The organism is Clostridium neonatale (genome assembly GCF_900465025.1).
Taxonomy (GTDB): Bacteria; Bacillota; Clostridia; order Clostridiales; family Clostridiaceae; genus Clostridium; species Clostridium neonatale.
Genome location: NZ_UICR01000001.1, coordinates 1,612,305 through 1,627,818 on the forward strand (window position 1 = coordinate 1,612,305; position 15,514 = coordinate 1,627,818).

A 15,514-nucleotide genomic window follows, 5' to 3' on the forward strand; every position below is an offset into this window, starting at 1 on the left:
CTGACTTAAAGAGTAATAAAATTTATAAAATAAGCTTTAAAAAATTATAGGCAAGCTTAATTCCATAATAAATAATCACAGAACCGCAGACCATGTTAATAATCTTTAAAGTTTTTTCATTAAATGATTTACTAAATATACTGACAATGCTTCCAAGGCAAAAAAACCACATAAAAGATGAAATACATACTCCAAAGATAAAATATGATGTCATATGTGATGGAAGAGTTGTGCTAAGTCCGCCAAAAAGCAAAGTACTATCAAGAAGAGCTTGAGGATTAGCCCATGTAACTAAAAAACAAGAAATTGTTGTTTGTATAAAATTTTTTTCTATATTAATTGAAGAATACGGTGAAGGACTACTTTTAATTAACTGAATACTAATCATTATTATTGTAATTGAACCAACCAAAAGAATTATTAATTTAAATAGTGGAAATTTATTCATTAAAAATCCTATACCAAAGAAGCATGCAAGACTTAATGAAATATCAAAAAATATTGTAGTAAATACAACCATATACATTTGAGATCTTTTTCTACATAGAGCACTATTTATCACATATAAATTTTGCATTCCTATAGGTGCAAGATAGGCAAGTCCAATTGTAAAACCTCTCAATATTGTTTTTAACATAAAAATCATTCCTTATTAGTAGTATAAAATTAAGTTAATAATAGATATATTTATTGAATGATATTATTTTTCAATAGAAAGAACTCTTATAGAATTTTCTATTTCATTCTTATTATTGTTTAATGCCCAATCTAGAATGTTTTCATCTCTCTTTAATCTACATATAGCAAAGCTGTCCTTTAATAATTTTAATGATAATATTGCGTTTTACATTGAAAAATCTCATCTCATGTTTATAAATTTAGTTTTAAAGACTTTAATATATTTCTTATACACAAACTCATAGTATCATCATATCATTTAGCTGTATCCAGCCAAAAAACGATTTTTTACCCAACCAAATATATATTTTTAATAATAAAAAAATATATATTTATATACAAAACTTTAAAATTAATGTATAATTTAGAAAATGAAAATTATTATCAATAAGAGAAAGGTAAAGATGTGTGAAAAATGTATCATGATGATGTTGATAAAATTGCAAATACTTCAGCTAATAAAGTTAAAATAGTAGAAGAAAGCTTTACAAAATATTTTGGACGTGCTGTTATGGCAGGGATTTTTATCATGCTTGCAACTATACTGTCATATACAATTGGAGGAATACTTTCTCCCAATTATCCAGAAGCAGCTAGGATATCTAGTGCTGCATTATTCTGCTTTGCCATTATAGCAATTGTATTCTTTAGTGCAGAATTATTTACAGGGAATAATTTTGTTATGTATATAGGAATCTTAAAGAAAAAAGTGAATATAAAATCTACTTTAAAGATATTAAGTTATTCATTTTTGGGAAATTTTGTTGGAATAATTATATTTGCTTATATGTTTGTAAAAAGTGGTGTCAACTTTGAAGCTATTAAATCTTATATTGAGCCAATAGCTTACTCAAAATTAGATTTATCAGTTCTAGAGCTTGTTTTGAGGGGCATACTGTGTAATTTTAGTGTCTGCTTAGCAGTATATAGTGGAATAAGAATTAAAAGTGAAGTAGGAAAAATTATAATGATGTTTTTCTGTGTTTTTACTTTTGCACTAGCAGGATTTGAACATAGTATAGCTAATCTGGCTATCTTTTCAATTGCATATTTCTCTTTAGGAGGATTACCAATATTATTAGCACTAAAAAATATAGTGTGGGTTGTAATTGGAAATATAATTGGTGGCGGCTTTATTTTAGGATTTTTATTGATTATTTCAAGTATAAATGAAAATTAACAGATAAAAAGTAAATACTAGTTTTTAATATCACATTATTCAAAATAATAAATGATTTTTGTGATATTTTTTATGCACAAAATATGGATTTTGAGTAGTAATTAAAAAATTTTCCTTGAAACTTGAACATGATATATTTACAATTTATGTTATAATATAACTTATAATCTCAAAAAGATTTGTAATAAAGTTATAGAAAGTAGTGAATAAAATGAGACGAATCCAAACATATGAGTTTAAATTAAGTGTATTTCTACTCATTGTTGTTACTTTTATTGTACCAGCTAATATAAGACAAAATGGAACGTTAATAGTATATAACTTTGGATTTCCATGTAACTATTGGTCAATATACCAAGGGAGTGAAGGAAGTTATATGCTTTTTGATAATCTATTTAATGGAAATAGGGGGATGGATATCAATATATTGAGTTTATTCTTTAATATAGTTATTATTTATGCATTAGTAATACTATTAAAGAAAATCTATATAAAATTTATCAACAATTAAAAATAAATAGCAAAATTGTAAAATCGTATTATCAAGATATGTAATGCATCATGAATTTGAAATACACCAAACCCTAACATTGGCATTTCTATACCATTATTTAATTTTACATATTGAATCTTTGTCACTTGCTCTATATATTTGATATTCATATATCATAAAAGAGTGTACAACCTTAGAGGGACTTGAAGTCAAATGTTTTTTTAAATTATTTTAAAACTTATTGGTGTTAGATGAAAAAATTTTTATTAACAACAATGGATTAAGCTAACGTTAAGATAAGAATACTATTGTTAAATCATAGACTATATAACAATTGAGTAAAATTTAGGAGGATTTAAGTATGGTATCTAAAAATGTAAAGAGATTAATTGGTATATGTTCAGTATTTTCTATAATAGGAACTGGTTTATTAAGCGGCACTGTAGCTAATGCTGCAACACAATATGCTACACCTTATTATGAAAATGTGCAGAATAAAGGAAATAGTAATTCTGATTCTTTAAATGAAAAGACTAATGGTAAACCACCTGAAATGCCACAGGGAGGACAAAATGGACAAATGCCTAATGGTGTGTTCAATGTTGATAAAGGAAGTTCAGTAGAGTCTACAGCAGTAATGTCTATTGATGGAACATCTGAAACTAAAAGCAAGGAAGAAGTTACAGCTACGAAGGCAAATGAATCAGCTATAAAAGTGACTAATGGAGGTTCTTTAACAATTTCAGATTCCAAATTGAACAAGACATCTGGTGAGATGACAGTTGAAGAAGCTAGTGATTTCTTTGGTGCAAATGCAGGCTTTTTAGCTAATGAAGGTTCAAATGCAACACTTGATAATGTAAATATAAATACGACAGTAGCTGGTGGAAATGCTGTATTTTCAACTGGAGAAGGAACAAAAGTTACTGTTAAAGATTCTGTAATAAATACAACAGGAGACCATTCGAGAGGACTAGATGCTACTTATCAAGGTGAAATTAATGCTGATAATGTTAAGATAAGCACAGCTGGGGCACATAGCGCAGCAGTTGCTACTGACAGAGGAGAGGGAACTGTTAGTGTGAATAATAGCACTCTTAATACATCTGGAGAAGGTTCACCATGTGTTTATTCAACAGGAGATATAAATGTTTCTGATAGTAAAGGTAAGGCCACAGGATCTTCTATTGCTGTTATAGAAGGCAAAAATTCAATTGAATTAAATAATTGTGATTTAACTGGATATGCAATTGGAAGAGGTACAGGTGGTGTTGATGATACTGGAGTAATGGTTTATCAGAGTATGTCAGGAGATGCTGATAATGGTGTGGGAACTTTTTCAGCTTCAGATTCAAAACTTACTATTGATCCTGCTTCAGGTAAATATAGCACAGCTCCAATGTTCTTTGTAACAAATACAGAAGGTGTAATTAACCTAACAAATACTGAACTTTCATTTGGAAGCGGAAAACTTCTAAATGTAGCTGGAAATAATGGTGAATGGGGAACAAAAGGAGCCAATGGAGCAGATTTGACATTTAATGCGGATAATCAAAACTTAGAAGGCTTAATAACAGTAGATAGGATAAGTACTTTAAAACTTAATTTAAAATCTAGTACATTAAAATCTACAGTAAATAGCGCAAATTCTGGAAAAGAATTAGACATATCATTAGATAAGAATAGTACATGGAATGTAACAGGAACATCATATGTTACAGTTTTAACTGATGAAGATACTTCTCTTGATAATATAAAAGATAATGGAAATACAATATACTATGATAGCAGCAATAGCAGCAATTCATGGCTTGAAGGCAAAACTATAACATTAAATGATGGAGGAGTATTAACTCCAGCAGAATAAATAATAAAAAGCATAATGTGATAAATAAAATGGAACTTATAGGATAGGTACTAATAAAAGAAAGTCTATCTTATAGGTTCCATTTAAAAATTCGTGATGCTTTTTGTTATTTTAAAAGTTTTTCTAAGATAGCAAATGATTTTGATACCTTAATATTTGAAGGTGCGCAGGGATTAATGTTGCATCAAAATTATAAATATTTCCCTCATGTAACACCTTCAAATACTGGCATTGAAAATGTTATTGAGCTACTATATGATGAATTTAATGATGAAGAAACAAGGCAGGCTGTTGATATTGAGGCTATATATATTACAAGAAGCTATTTAACAAGACATGGAGCAGGTCCAATGCCAGATGAATTAAAAGATAAACCATATGAAAAAATAGAAGACTTAACAAATATACCTAATAGATATCAAGGAACTTTAAGATTTGGATTATTAAATTTAGACTTATTAAAAGAAAACATTGAGGCAGACTTTAATAAATCATTAAATAGTAAATTTAAAATAAGAAAATCTTTAGCTATAACTTGCCTTGATCAAATAGATGATAAAGCTCTATATATTAAAGATAAAAGGAAAGTAAGTTCTGAAGTTAATGTATTTATTGAAGAAATAGCTAGAATAATAGATGCAGATAAATATTATTTAAGTTATGGAGATAACAAAAAGGATATAGAAGTGAGATAAATTAAGAGCACCTTAAGATATTTGAGATTAAAAGGTGAACTTTTAAAAATATTATTTCAAATGTTTAAACGAGGTAAATTAGGAATACACATTTAATTTACCTCGCTCAAATTATAATTATTTAAATTAGAATTTCATAGTTTTCATTAGAAAGTACTTCTATAGTACGAGGAATATCAGTATTTTTAACAAGTATATAATCCGTATCATATGTAGAAATTGCAAATATACTTATTTTCGATTTTGCTAGAATAGTACTTATTTTTGATAGTATGCCAATTAATGAAAAATCCAGAGGACCTTCAATTTTGAGGGCTTTAAAATCATCTTCATGTTTTATTTCTTTTGGAACAGATTCTTGAGAGCATACAATTGATAATTCGTCTTCTGTTTTTGTTATAGAATAAAAATCACTAGTATTTATCCAATCAGGAATTACCTCATTTTTATTTAATCTACAGACAGCAAAAGTTTCTTTTAATAATTTAAGTGTTAGTGTTTTTTCTGACATATTTAAATTCATCCTTTCATTTACCAATAATATTACCAATCATTATAAGCTTACAATTAATTTAATATATATATTATCATTATAGTTATTTCATGTATCCAACCAAAGTTTGATTTATTATCCAACCAAACATATAATATTAAATATATCTTTTTAATATTTTGAAAGAAAAGTGGTGGAAAGATGAAGCCTTTTGATGAAAGTTTATCAAAGGAAGTTGTAATAATTGACTGGTGTCCAGATAAATCTTTAGAAATTCCAATATATAAACAAATTGTTGAATATATAAAGTGCAAGGTTATAAATGGTGATTGGGTGCTTAACAGCAGACTGCCTTCACAAAGAAAACTTGCAGAACTTTTTAAAGTAAATAGAAGTACTATTGTTATGGCCATGGATGAATTATGTTCTTATGGAATTTTACAAGGAAGTTCTGGGGGAGGAACAAGGGTTGCAAGTAATACATGGTCACTTTTTGTGTCAAATAATACACCTGACTGGGGAGAATATATAGATTCAGGTATATTCAAGGCGAACAAGCCTATAATTCAGACAATAAATAAGCTTGAATATGATGATAATTATATACGTCTTGGTACAGGAGAATTATCGCCTAAATTATTGCCAAGCCATATAATGAAAGAGATATTTAGCAGATTGCCAGAAAAATTAACCTCATTAAACTATTTAGAACCATTAGGTTTGTTTGATCTTAGAAAAATAATATGTGACAGGTTAAAGTTAAAAGGCATTAATGTATCGCCATCATGTGTACTTATAACATCAGGATCTTTGCAAGCAATACATTTATTATCTGTATGTGTACTTAAGAAAGGGTCTACAGTATATACAGAAAACTTATCATACATACAGTCATTAAAAGTATTCCAATCAGCAGGTATAAACCTTTGTGGTATTCCAATGGATAAAGAAGGAATAGAATATTTTAAAATACCTATAAAGAATAATAATGCTAGGTCAGCACTACTATACACAATACCAACATTTCACAATCCAACGGGTAATATAATGAGTGAAGAAAGACGTGAAAAACTATATAGCTATTGTAAGAAAAATATGCTTCCAATAATAGAAGATGATGTATATGGTGAGTTATGGTTTGATGAAGTTCCACCTAAACCATTAAAAGCTATAGATAACAACGGAATGATAATATATCTTGGATCAATTTCTAAAAGCTTAGCGCCAGGGTTTAGAATTGGATGGCTTGTTGGTCCTGAATCAGTTGTTCAAAAATTAGGAGACGCTAAAATGCAAATGGATTATGGCGCAAGCTCTATAGCTCAATATGTCATGTTCGAATTATTGTCCAGTGGACTGTATGATAAATATTTGAGTAAGGTTCGTATTCAGCTAAAAAAACGTAGGAATTTAATGATTAGTATTTTAGAGAAGGAGTTTAAAGATATTGCAACATGGACAGTTCCAAAAGGTGGTTTTTATATTTGGATTACATTTAATAATAGAATAAATACAGAAAAATTATTTCAAAAAGCTGTGGAAAATAAATTATTGATAAATCCAGGTAGTATATATGGATGCAGCAATAAACATTCTTTGAGATTATCTTATGCTTATGCAGATGAAGAAGATATAATAAAAGGAATAGAATTGTTGTCCAGTCTTATTAATGAAGAAAAATAAAGCTGATTATTACTAGGTTGTAAGTTACAAAATGTGAAAAAATTATATAATAATTGATTTATATGTAACTATTCTTAAATGAGAAAAATAACATTATTTCATTTAAAAAACAATAAGAGAAGGCTTGTATATAAGTTTTTATAATAAAATTAAGGAACTTAAGAGTATGTTAAGAAAATCTTAATCTATTTGACAAACACCTGACATAAACATTATTTAATATATATAGTATAGAAAGGGTGTTGATGTATGATAAATGAAAATAATCAAATGGAAATAAGAAAAGATATTACAATAGAAGATAAAGAAATATTAAGTAAAGCAGTTGATGGAATAAATGGATGGGATTTTAATCCTATTGCAGTAATTACAAATGGATATGATGAGTATTATTTCATATGCAAAGTTAAGACGATAATTGAAAATCTGCAAATGAAAATTGCAAAAATATCTATAAAAATAAATGAAAGAATCCCTAGATTACTTGGAATAGAGGAAATACCTGAGAGTATTGGTTGAAAGGTTGATACTTTGAATAAAAAAGAAGAGAATTAGAGAAGATTATATGGATAAAAATAAAGTTACAATAGAAAAAACGATAAAGTTGCTAAATATATCAAAATTTTATATATTTTTAAGATAAAATTTTGATATATGGCTATAATATAATTATGGATATAATTAATATAAATTGTGATTAATTAAATTAATTTCAAAAGTAGTATATATAAGTTCCAATAATTGATTTACATATAAATTTAAGAAATCTTGAAAAGATTTCAACCATCATTGTAAATTGTTAATTAGAACATATATAATAAGCTAATTTTTACTTGTTATTTTTTAATAAAATGATTTAACATTCTTAATTTTTTTAAAATCGAAAAAATTAAGAATGTTAAGTAAAGGTTTACTAATTTGACAAAATGCTGACACAAAAATGGATTATTATTAGATATGAGGAATTTAAAGAGAGGTGAGAAGATGGGAAATATAATTAAGATTAATATGTATGCAGAATGTAAAGGTAAACAAATTAATAATTTAAAGCTTGAACAGTTAGAAAAATATATTTTGAAGTACAATACATGGCTAAAAGATACCAATAGAGAGGATAAAATAGAAAATTATGAAATGTTTTTACATGTTAATTAATTATTTTTAAAGGCAGGGGAAATATTTGAATTTCATCCTGCCTTTTTATTATTTAGGAGATATATTTATATAAGAGCAGAGAACAGAGCTATTATTTGAGTTATAAATTATTTTTAGATTATTTGCTAAAAGTGTTATTATTAATAGTACAATCATCAAATTTAACACTTTCTTTATTGTCTACTAAAGAATCACATGTGTTCTTAGTTATTTCTGAGTTTCTTACTGTTATTTTACTGTCACATTTACCAAAGTAGTCTGTTGTTTTAAATAAGCATATATTTTCATCATTGAATTCTGAACTTGATGATTTTGAATTATTCTTAATTACACATGAATCAAACAATATATCTGATTTGTTTGAGGTTTCTATAAAACTCCACATGAAATTATTATTATTTGCAAATTCACATTTCTCAAATGTAATACCTTTTCCACCATCTATCATTACTATATTACTATAGGCTTCATGATCAATGATTTTATTTTCTACAAATTTAATATCTGAAGAATCATAAATCTGTATTGCACGCAAAGAACAATGATCTATTAAACAATTTGATGCTTCAAGTTTACTTACATTGTGTAAGTCCAATCCAATACTTCCGCAGCCATATAGATGTGAGTTTGCAATTGAAATATTATTACTATTAGTAAACTTCAATACTCCTGCATTACATTCATATTTTGCTGGTGTATGGCCTGCAACAATATTTTTTATAGTAATATTTTTGGCGTTAGAAAAATTCATTATATTAGCAAAACGTGGAGCTACTTTAATTTCTACTTTACCTGCCTCTGCACCTTCAATAGTAAGATCATGAATTCCTATTATATTCAATTCATCACCATCATCTACTGGTATATACTTTACACCAGAATCTGAATTATTAATTTGTTTTACATCTGATAAATTATATACTCCTGGTTTTAATATGATTTTTTTATTGGAGCCTATAGAATTAACAAATTCCTGAGCATTTCCAACAGTAACCTCAGTAATTTTTGATTCAGTTGATTTATTAGAATTATTTAATGTATTTGTAATCCAGGCACCATCAGATCCTAGCTTATATCCACCAATTATTGTATCATGAGCCATATATCCATTAGAGTAAAAATAATACCATTTTCCATCGATTTCTTTCCAGCCTCTAGAATATGAATTATTTACTGTATACCACCAGCCTGTAGTATCTTTTTTCCATGCAGCATTGGTTTTCATTGGAGTTAATGAAAATAAGCAGGCTGTTACTAATGAAAATGTCACGGCTTTTCTTATATTTAATTTTATCATTTTGATTATGCCCCCTTCTTGTATTTATTTACTATTTTACCATAATAATAAATAGTGGGATGAATTATTAAAATTTTTAAGAGGAATTTAAGTTTAACTGATAAAGATTTTTTTACTGATATATTTAATTTGTTGTAAAAAATACTATATCCGTTAAGCTAACGTTAAGATAAGATAAATATAATAATTATTACAAGGATGTGCTGAAAGTATTTTTCATTTCATTACTTAAATATATTTATCACAGTAATATGTAGATATGAACTCCCCTATGTCTATCTACAACAATAATATATTTACCCTAGAAGGCAGTATATAAATTTTTATATACTGCCATTTTAATCTTCATAATAAGCTTATTTATAACATATAATTTATTGTAATGATAATTATCTTTAATTAAACTTTGATGCCTAAATAATAATATTAAATTTTTCTTGAAAATATCATTGACATAAAATTACAGATGTGTTTTAATAAAAGGGAAGAAAACGTTTATATGAATAAAAATATAATTATATGCAGGCTATGAGAATTAGAGAATAAGCCGCATAAAACTACATTCATTATTAAAGTAATAAATAAGTTCTACAATATTACTTTATTTTGAAAGTGTTTTATGCGGCTATAATTATTTATTAAGAAAAAAGAGTGGAGGAAAAAATATGAAAAAACTAATTAATGATCCTAACAATGTTCTTAATGATATGATTGATGGTATTGTAGCAGCTTATCCAGAGTATGTAAAGAAATTAGAAGGTTTTAACGTTATTGTTAGAAATGAAAAAAAGAAAAATAAGGTAGCATTAGTTAGTGGAGGTGGAAGCGGACATGAACCAGCACATGCTGGATATGTAGGATATGGAATGTTAGACGGAGCAGTTTGTGGCGAAGTATTCACATCACCAACTCCAGATCAAGTATATGAAGCAATCAAAGCCACTGATGATGGAGAAGGAGTATTACTTGTAATAAAAAATTATACTGGAGATGTCATGAACTTTGAAATGGCAAAGGAAATGGCAGAAATGGATGGAATCAAAGTTGAAGAAGTTATTGTAAACGATGATGTAGCTGTAGAAAATAGTATTTACACAGCAGGAAGAAGGGGAATAGCAGGTACTGTATTTGTTCATAAAATAGCTGGAGCTAAAGCTGAAATGTCAGGAAGTTTAGAAGAAGTAAAAGCAGTTGCAGAAAAGGTAATAAGTAATGTTAGAACTATGGGAATGTCATTATCTTCATGCATAATACCAGCAGTGGGTAAGGCAAATTTTGAGATAGGTCATGATGAAGTAGAAATTGGAATGGGCATTCATGGTGAGCCAGGAACTCATAGAGAAAAAATATCTTCAGCAGATAGTGTAGCTGAGCAGCTGATGAGTAAGATTTTTAGTGATATAGAATTAAAGGGTGGAGATGAGGTTAGCGTTATGATTAACGGTTTAGGCTCTACTACTAATATGGAATTGTTCATAGTTAATAAAAAAGTAAATGAAATATTAAAGGATAAGGGAATAGAAGTATACAAAACTTTTGTAGGAGAATTCATGACATCATTAGAAATGGCAGGTTGTTCAATTTCAATTCTAAAGCTTGATGATGAATTAAAGGAGTTATTAGAAGATTCTGCAGATACACCAGCATTTAAGAGTTTATAGTATTATTCTATTTTGGAGGCAATAAATCATGGTAGATGCAAAAAAACTTAAAGAAATATTTTTAGATATTGGAGAGGTTATAGAACAAAATAAATTATATTTAAGTGAGCTTGATGGAGCAATTGGTGATGGAGATCATGGACTTAATATGTCTAAAGGGTTCAAGGCTCTTAATGATAAGATGAGTCAAATTGATACTGATGATATATCAACAATTTTAAAAACATGTGGAATGACATTAGTTAGTACTGTTGGGGGTTCTTCTGGGCCGCTGTATGGTACTGCCTTTATGAAGGGAGCATTAGTAACGGTAAATAAAACAAGCCTAGATGTTAATGATTATATGAACATATTGCAGCAGGCATTAGATGGAATAAAAGCAAGGGGGAAATCTAAGGAAGGTGAAAAAACTTTAATAGATGCATTGTTACCTGCGATTACAGCAGGAAGTAAAGCTTTATCACATAATAAGACTGATAAAGAGATACTAAATGCAATAAGTGAAGCAGCAAAAGATGGAATGGAAAAAACAATTGATATTATAGCAACAAAAGGAAGGGCAAGTTATTTAGGTGAAAGAAGTAAAGGTCATCAAGATCCCGGTGCTACATCAATGTATTTGATTCTAGACACAATAACAAAAAAGGTATTAGGAGAAAATTAAAATATGGTTGGGATAGTGATTGTTTCACATAGTGAAAAAATAGCAGAAGGTGTAAAGGAAGTAGCTGAGCAAATGGTTCCAGAGGTGAAAATATATTCAGCAGGTGGAACAGATGATGGAAGAATAGGAACTGATGCTATGAAAATTTCTGCTGCTATAGAAAATGCATTTGATAAAGATGGTGTTATATTATTGTTTGATCTAGGAAGTTCACTTATGAATGCTGAGATGGCAATAGAATTTTTAGATGAAGATATTAAAAGTAAAGTAGAAATAATAGATGCTCCATTAGTAGAAGGAGCTATAGTTGCCGCAGTATATGCCAGTATGAATAAAACCATTGAAGAGATAAAAGATAATTTAAAAAGTATGTCATTAAATAAATATTAAATAAATATTAAATAAATATTAAATAAATATTAATTATGGAGAGGAAGAGATTTTATTATGACAATCTTTATGGCAGAAATGATAGGGACATTATTACTTATCCTTTTAGGAGATGGCGTTGTTGCAAATGTTGTCTTAAAGAATTCAAAAGGTTCAAATTCAGGATGGATGGTTATAACAACAGGATGGGCAATTGCTGTTGCGGTTCCAGCGCTAATATTTGGTTCATATAGTGGTGCACATTTTAATCCAGCACTAACTATTGCATTTGCAGTTATTGGAAAGCTAGATTGGAGCTTAGTGCCAATTTATCTTGCTGGACAACTTATAGGAGGATTTTTAGGCGCAGCTTTGGTATTTATTCAATATTATGATCAATTTAAAGCTACTGATAATAAAGCAGACAAGCTTGGAGTATTTGCAACAGGTCCAGCAGTAAGAAATACTACATTAAATTTAATAAGTGAAATTATAGGAACAGCTGTATTAGTTTTTGGTATATTAGGAATAGGCGCTCAAGATATTGCAAGCGGACTTGGAACTTTATTTGTAGGTCTTTTAATTTGGGCAATTGGTTTAAGTTTAGGTGGAACAACAGGATATGCTATAAACCCTGCTAGAGATTTAGCTCCAAGAATTGCACATGCATTACTTCCAATTCCAGATAAAGGTGATTCAGATTGGGGATATGCTTGGATTCCGGTTATAGGACCTATTGTAGGTGGAGTTTTAGGTGCATTAATATATACAATGTTGGTATAAACAAGAAAAAATCAGCATTATACTGTAAGGTGTTGAAAAACCAATTTGACAGGTAAATACAAATATGTAATACTCAAATAAATATTATGTTATTAATTGAGGAGTGAATATGGACATTAAAGATTTACTGGAAGAAAATCCAATTATAGCGGCTGTGAAGAATGAAGAACAGCTAAATTCAGCCTTAGAATCATCTGCTAAGATTATATTTGTATTATTCGGAGACATCACAAGTATCGCGAGTATAAGTGAAAAGATAGAAGAAAGTGATAAGATTGGCATAATTCATATAGATTTAGTAGAAGGTTTTGCAAACAAAGAAATCGTTATCAAATATTTGAAAGAAAAAACCAAGTTTCATGGGATTATCAGTACAAAACCTCAAATTGTAAAAGCTGCTAAGAAGTATAATTTATTAGCAATTCAAAGGGTGTTTATTTTTGACACACTTTCATTAAATAATGTAAAAAATCACATGATAACTGAATGTGATGCTTTAGAAGTATTACCAGGTGTAATACCGAAAGTTTTAGGTATTATTTCTAGAGAAACTAAAAAACCTTTAGTTTCTGGAGGATTAATTGAAAGCAAGAACGAAGTTATACAAGCATTAAATAGCGGAGCAACTTGTGTATCAACAACCAAAAAAGAAATTTGGGATATGTAGCTATAGAGATTTAGAGTGGAAGCCACATAAAACAAAATTGTATAGTAATTTCCTGTACAAGACGTATGATGTATTGAAATAGACATTATAGGTATATGTTTTATGCGGCTATAATTATTAAAAATAAGCTTACAATAAAATTATCATAAATATTATTTTTATTAAATCTGAAAGGGTAGGTGTCATATAAATGGGAAAATATATAATAGCGTTAGATCAAGGAACTACAAGCTCAAGAGCAATAATATTCGATAAGGAACAAAACATTTTAAATTTAAGCCAAAAGGAATTCACACAAATTTATCCAAAGGCAGGATGGGTAGAACATAATCCATTAGAAATTTGGGCAAGTCAATATGCTGTTTTACAAGAAGTAATAGCAAAAGCTAATATAACACCTGAAGATATAGCAGCCATAGGCATTACAAATCAAAGAGAAACTACAATAGTTTGGGATAAGAATACGGGAGAGCCTGTATATAATGCAATAGTATGGCAATGTAGAAGAACAGCGGAAATAGTTGATGAATTAAAAGAAGATGATGAGTTTTCTGCATATGTAAAGGAAAATACAGGCTTATTATTAGATGCATATTTCTCAGCAACTAAAATTAAATGGATTTTAGACAATGTTGAAGGTGCAAGAGAAAGAGCCGAAAAAGGAGAATTATTATTTGGTACAGTAGATACATGGCTTGTATGGAAGCTTACTAATGGTAAAGTTCATGTAACTGATTATACAAATGCTTCTAGAACTATGCTTTATAATATTAAGGAATTAAGATGGGATGAAAAAATACTAGAAAAACTTGAGATTCCGAAATCAATGTTACCAGAAGTAAAAAATTCATCTGAAGTTTATGGATATACAAACCTTGGAGGAACAGGTGGAATTAGAGTTCCAATAGCAGGTATGGCAGGAGATCAACAATGTGCTTTATTTGGACAAACTTGTTTTGAACCAGGAAGTTCTAAAAATACTTATGGTACAGGATGTTTCTTATTAATGAATACTGGAGACAAAATGATACAAAGTAAAAATGGATTAGTAACAACTATTGCTATTGGAATTGATAACAAAGTAGAATATGCTTTAGAAGGTTCTGTTTTTGTAGGAGGAGCTGTAATTCAATGGATTAGAGATGAACTTCAATTAGTTGATGATGCAGCAGATACTGAATATTTTGCAAAGAAAGTTGAAGATAATGGCGGAGTATATATTGTCCCAGCATTTACTGGACTTGGGGCTCCACATTGGGATATGTATGCTAGAGGTGCTATATTTGGATTAACAAGAGGAGCTAATAGAAATCATATCATAAGAGCAGCACTTGAATCTATAGCTTATCAATCAAGAGATTTAATTGATGCAATGGAAGAAGATTCAGGATGCAAGCTTACAAGCCTTAAGGTTGATGGCGGAGCAAGTAGAAATAACTTATTAATGCAATTCCAAGCAGATATAACAGGTTCAGAAGTTGTTAGACCAATAATAACTGAAACAACAGCTCTTGGTGCTGCTTATTTAGCAGGACTTGCAGTTGGTTTCTGGGAATCTAAAGAGGAAATTGCAACAAAATGGTCAGTGAGTCAAACTTACACTCCGAATTTAGATGAAGATAAAAAAGAAAAGCTTTATAGAGGATGGAAGAAAGCTGTTGAAAGAGCAAAAGGCTGGGAAGAAAATTAAAGGAAATATAGACAAGTATACATTTACATGATATAATTAGTATATAAATAAATATTAATGCTGAGAGAATATAGAGTCAGGCATAAAATATAGGTATACATACCTTTGTTTTTGCTTGGCTCTTTTTGCTATGATTAAG

The 15,514-nt window shown here is 28.8% G+C and carries 16 protein-coding genes; 13 read left to right on the forward strand and 3 right to left on the reverse strand.

What is annotated here, in order from left to right:
• Window positions 1-22: 22 nt before the first annotated feature.
• The gene (locus CNEONATNEC86_RS07360; RefSeq protein WP_159135789.1) at window positions 23-637 is read right to left on the reverse strand and encodes a LysE/ArgO family amino acid transporter; all 615 of its coding nucleotides are present in this window, start codon (window positions 635-637) and stop codon (window positions 23-25) included.
• 456 nt (window positions 638-1,093) lie between these two features.
• Here CNEONATNEC86_RS07360 and CNEONATNEC86_RS07365 point away from each other — a divergent pair, with 456 nt between their 5' ends.
• The 4 genes from CNEONATNEC86_RS07365 (at window position 1,094) to CNEONATNEC86_RS07385 (ending at window position 4,913) form a co-directional block, all read left to right on the forward strand.
• Window positions 1,094-1,858 carry a formate/nitrite transporter family protein gene (locus tag CNEONATNEC86_RS07365; protein ID WP_159135790.1) on the forward strand — a complete coding sequence of 255 codons (765 nt, stop codon included), beginning with the start codon at window positions 1,094-1,096 and terminating at the stop codon, window positions 1,856-1,858.
• A 211-nt stretch (window positions 1,859-2,069) separates the two neighbouring features.
• Complete coding sequence (locus CNEONATNEC86_RS07370) at window positions 2,070-2,369, forward strand: hypothetical protein (protein ID WP_125149034.1); 300 nt, start codon at window positions 2,070-2,072, stop codon at window positions 2,367-2,369.
• A gap of 343 nt (window positions 2,370-2,712) precedes the next feature.
• Window positions 2,713-4,218, forward strand: a complete 1,506-nt coding sequence (locus tag CNEONATNEC86_RS07380; RefSeq protein WP_159135791.1) for a hypothetical protein — start codon at window positions 2,713-2,715, stop codon at window positions 4,216-4,218.
• Window positions 4,219-4,346: 128 nt separating this feature from the next.
• The gene (locus CNEONATNEC86_RS07385; protein ID WP_276508223.1) at window positions 4,347-4,913 is read left to right on the forward strand and encodes an adenylosuccinate synthetase; all 567 of its coding nucleotides are present in this window, start codon (window positions 4,347-4,349) and stop codon (window positions 4,911-4,913) included.
• Between the two features lie 121 nt (window positions 4,914-5,034).
• On the opposite strand, the gene CNEONATNEC86_RS07390 is transcribed toward CNEONATNEC86_RS07385, so the two are convergent.
• Window positions 5,035-5,424 carry an ACT domain-containing protein gene (locus CNEONATNEC86_RS07390; protein ID WP_159135792.1) on the reverse strand — a complete coding sequence of 130 codons (390 nt, stop codon included), beginning with the start codon at window positions 5,422-5,424 and terminating at the stop codon, window positions 5,035-5,037.
• A gap of 183 nt (window positions 5,425-5,607) precedes the next feature.
• On the opposite strand from CNEONATNEC86_RS07390, the gene CNEONATNEC86_RS07395 reads away from it, so the two are divergent.
• The 3 genes from CNEONATNEC86_RS07395 to CNEONATNEC86_RS21230 all read left to right on the forward strand — a co-directional run bounded on the left by CNEONATNEC86_RS07395 (window position 5,608) and on the right by CNEONATNEC86_RS21230 (window position 8,244).
• Window positions 5,608-7,089 carry an aminotransferase-like domain-containing protein gene (locus CNEONATNEC86_RS07395; protein ID WP_159135793.1) on the forward strand — a complete coding sequence of 494 codons (1,482 nt, stop codon included), beginning with the start codon at window positions 5,608-5,610 and terminating at the stop codon, window positions 7,087-7,089.
• A gap of 249 nt (window positions 7,090-7,338) precedes the next feature.
• Window positions 7,339-7,608 carry a hypothetical protein gene (locus CNEONATNEC86_RS07400; RefSeq protein ID WP_058294607.1) on the forward strand — a complete coding sequence of 90 codons (270 nt, stop codon included), beginning with the start codon at window positions 7,339-7,341 and terminating at the stop codon, window positions 7,606-7,608.
• A gap of 465 nt (window positions 7,609-8,073) precedes the next feature.
• Window positions 8,074-8,244 (forward strand): hypothetical protein, encoded by a 171-nt coding sequence (locus CNEONATNEC86_RS21230; protein WP_172437793.1) that lies wholly within the window; start codon window positions 8,074-8,076, stop codon window positions 8,242-8,244.
• A gap of 118 nt (window positions 8,245-8,362) precedes the next feature.
• Here the strand turns inward: CNEONATNEC86_RS21230 and CNEONATNEC86_RS07405 are convergent, their stop codons facing one another.
• Window positions 8,363-9,541: a right-handed parallel beta-helix repeat-containing protein gene (locus CNEONATNEC86_RS07405; RefSeq protein WP_159115976.1), complete on the reverse strand. Its 1,179-nt coding sequence runs from the start codon at window positions 9,539-9,541 to the stop codon at window positions 8,363-8,365.
• Between the two features lie 665 nt (window positions 9,542-10,206).
• On the opposite strand from CNEONATNEC86_RS07405, the gene dhaK reads away from it, so the two are divergent.
• From dhaK to glpK, 6 genes are all read left to right on the forward strand, one after another.
• Window positions 10,207-11,202 (forward strand): dihydroxyacetone kinase subunit DhaK, encoded by a 996-nt coding sequence (gene dhaK, locus CNEONATNEC86_RS07410; RefSeq protein ID WP_058294609.1) that lies wholly within the window; start codon window positions 10,207-10,209, stop codon window positions 11,200-11,202.
• Between the two features lie 28 nt (window positions 11,203-11,230).
• Window positions 11,231-11,866 carry a dihydroxyacetone kinase subunit DhaL gene (gene dhaL, locus CNEONATNEC86_RS07415; RefSeq protein WP_058294610.1) on the forward strand — a complete coding sequence of 212 codons (636 nt, stop codon included), beginning with the start codon at window positions 11,231-11,233 and terminating at the stop codon, window positions 11,864-11,866.
• Between the two features lie 3 nt (window positions 11,867-11,869).
• Window positions 11,870-12,256, forward strand: coding sequence for a dihydroxyacetone kinase phosphoryl donor subunit DhaM (gene dhaM / locus CNEONATNEC86_RS07420; protein WP_058294611.1), 387 nt, complete (start codon window positions 11,870-11,872; stop codon window positions 12,254-12,256).
• Window positions 12,257-12,313: 57 nt separating this feature from the next.
• Window positions 12,314-13,018 (forward strand): MIP/aquaporin family protein, encoded by a 705-nt coding sequence (locus CNEONATNEC86_RS07425; protein WP_058294612.1) that lies wholly within the window; start codon window positions 12,314-12,316, stop codon window positions 13,016-13,018.
• Window positions 13,019-13,127: 109 nt separating this feature from the next.
• Window positions 13,128-13,685, forward strand: a complete 558-nt coding sequence (locus CNEONATNEC86_RS07430) for a glycerol-3-phosphate responsive antiterminator (protein ID WP_058294613.1) — start codon at window positions 13,128-13,130, stop codon at window positions 13,683-13,685.
• Window positions 13,686-13,875: 190 nt separating this feature from the next.
• Complete coding sequence (gene glpK, locus CNEONATNEC86_RS07435; RefSeq protein ID WP_058294614.1) at window positions 13,876-15,375, forward strand: glycerol kinase GlpK; 1,500 nt, start codon at window positions 13,876-13,878, stop codon at window positions 15,373-15,375.
• Window positions 15,376-15,514 lie beyond the last annotated feature (139 nt).

What these genes read in the sequence shown, in the direction of transcription:
- CNEONATNEC86_RS07380 (WP_159135791.1), top strand. Translation starts at nt 2,713, where the DNA reads ATGGTATCTAAAAATGTAAAGAGATTAATTGGTATATGTTCAGTATTT.
- CNEONATNEC86_RS07360 (WP_159135789.1), bottom strand. Translation starts at nt 637, where the DNA reads ATGTTAAAAACAATATTGAGAGGTTTTACAATTGGACTTGCCTATCTT.
- glpK (WP_058294614.1), top strand. Translation starts at nt 13,876, where the DNA reads ATGGGAAAATATATAATAGCGTTAGATCAAGGAACTACAAGCTCAAGA.
- CNEONATNEC86_RS07430 (WP_058294613.1), top strand. Translation starts at nt 13,128, where the DNA reads ATGGACATTAAAGATTTACTGGAAGAAAATCCAATTATAGCGGCTGTG.
- CNEONATNEC86_RS07390 (WP_159135792.1), bottom strand. Translation starts at nt 5,424, where the DNA reads ATGTCAGAAAAAACACTAACACTTAAATTATTAAAAGAAACTTTTGCT.
- CNEONATNEC86_RS21230 (WP_172437793.1), top strand. Translation starts at nt 8,074, where the DNA reads ATGGGAAATATAATTAAGATTAATATGTATGCAGAATGTAAAGGTAAA.
- CNEONATNEC86_RS07365 (WP_159135790.1), top strand. Translation starts at nt 1,094, where the DNA reads ATGTATCATGATGATGTTGATAAAATTGCAAATACTTCAGCTAATAAA.
- dhaL (WP_058294610.1), top strand. Translation starts at nt 11,231, where the DNA reads ATGGTAGATGCAAAAAAACTTAAAGAAATATTTTTAGATATTGGAGAG.
- CNEONATNEC86_RS07370 (WP_125149034.1), top strand. Translation starts at nt 2,070, where the DNA reads ATGAGACGAATCCAAACATATGAGTTTAAATTAAGTGTATTTCTACTC.
- dhaK (WP_058294609.1), top strand. Translation starts at nt 10,207, where the DNA reads ATGAAAAAACTAATTAATGATCCTAACAATGTTCTTAATGATATGATT.
- CNEONATNEC86_RS07400 (WP_058294607.1), top strand. Translation starts at nt 7,339, where the DNA reads ATGATAAATGAAAATAATCAAATGGAAATAAGAAAAGATATTACAATA.
- CNEONATNEC86_RS07395 (WP_159135793.1), top strand. Translation starts at nt 5,608, where the DNA reads ATGAAGCCTTTTGATGAAAGTTTATCAAAGGAAGTTGTAATAATTGAC.
- dhaM (WP_058294611.1), top strand. Translation starts at nt 11,870, where the DNA reads ATGGTTGGGATAGTGATTGTTTCACATAGTGAAAAAATAGCAGAAGGT.
- CNEONATNEC86_RS07405 (WP_159115976.1), bottom strand. Translation starts at nt 9,541, where the DNA reads ATGATAAAATTAAATATAAGAAAAGCCGTGACATTTTCATTAGTAACA.
- CNEONATNEC86_RS07425 (WP_058294612.1), top strand. Translation starts at nt 12,314, where the DNA reads ATGACAATCTTTATGGCAGAAATGATAGGGACATTATTACTTATCCTT.